The sequence below is a fragment of the Kitasatospora sp. NPDC043949 genome, assembly GCF_056435365.1.
Genome location: NZ_JBWKEQ010000126.1, coordinates 1 through 1,283, shown reverse-complemented (window position 1 = coordinate 1,283; position 1,283 = coordinate 1). Strand labels below are relative to the sequence as shown.

Sequence of the window (1,283 nt, the reverse complement as noted above, 5' to 3'; positions counted from 1 at the left end):
TCCGCATATCGCATGCGAGACGGTCTACGCCGACAGGTGACCGTCCGTCAGTAAAACGGCAGATCCATCACCCCAAAGAGCAAATGTCAGTAAGCACCCGACGTACCAGCCGGCGCAGCACGTAGCCGCGGCCGGTGTTGGCCGGGCGCACCCCGTCGCCGATCACCACGATGGCCGAGCGCAGGTGGTCGCAGACCAGCCGCAGCGGCGGTTCGTCCAGCTGCCACAAGGTCGGCACGATCCGGCGCCAGGGGTCGAAGACGTCGCACTCGAACACCGACCGCTGGCCCTGCAGCAGTGAGGCCAGCCGTTCCAGGCCGAGTCCGGTGTCGACGTTGCGCTGCGGGAGCGGCACGAGTGAACCGTCGACGAGCCGTCGATGCCGCATCATCACGTGGTTCCACACCTCCACCCAGCGGTCGTCACCGGTCGGCGTCGACTCCGGCGGGGTGTCGCCGGTCCACAGGAAGATCTCCGAGTCGGGGCCGCACGGGCCGGTCGGTCCGTTGGACCACCAGTTGTCCTCGACGGTGAGCTCGACCGGCACCCCGCGCTCCTGCCACAGCTCCAGCGAAGCGGTGTCGGGGCCGGTCTGGTTGTCGCCGCCGAAGACCGTGGCATGGAGCAGCCCCGGATCGATGCCGAACCCCTCGGTGAGCAGGCCATGACCCCAGTCGAGGCTCAGTGGGCCCTCGTAGTCGCCGAGCGACCAGGTGCCGAGCATCTCGAAGACGGTCAGATGGGTGTTGTCGCCGACCTCCTCGAGGTCCGTGGTGCGCAGACAGCGCTGCACATTGACCAACCGCCGGCCGAGGGGGTGTGGGTGCCCCTCCAGATACGGGGTGAGCGGGTGCATGCCGGAGGTGGTGAACAGCACCGGGTCGCCGGGCGGCGGCAGCAGGGTCGCGCCGGTGATCCGCCGGTGGCCGCGCTCCTCGAAGTACTCGACGAACGTGCGGACGATCTGGTCGGTGTTCATGGGGTGGCTCCTTCGCGTGTGCAGCGGGGAGGCACCGGACAACGGGTCCGCACGATCATCGGAACCGGGGCGGGAACGCCATGGAACCACCGGCAGACCGTTTCCGGTCGCCGGTGGAAGTAGGGAGTACGTCAGGCGGCGGCAACCGGCGAGCTGGTCGCTCGCGCGGTCGCGGTGATGCTTCGGCCGGTGACGTTCATAGCGCCGAGGGTACTGACATTTGCTCTTTGGGGTGATGGATCTGCCGTTTTACTGACGGACGGTCACCTGTCGGCGTAGACCGTCTCGCATGCGATATGCGGAT

General features: G+C 67.7%; 1 pseudogene. It reads right to left on the bottom strand.

Annotation, left to right across the window (positions count from 1 at the left end):
• Window positions 1–88: 88 nt before the first annotated feature.
• Window positions 89–979 (bottom strand): annotated as a pseudogene (locus AC07AL_RS38585) (alanine--tRNA ligase-related protein); the annotation flags it as partial.
• Window positions 980–1,283 lie beyond the last annotated feature (304 nt).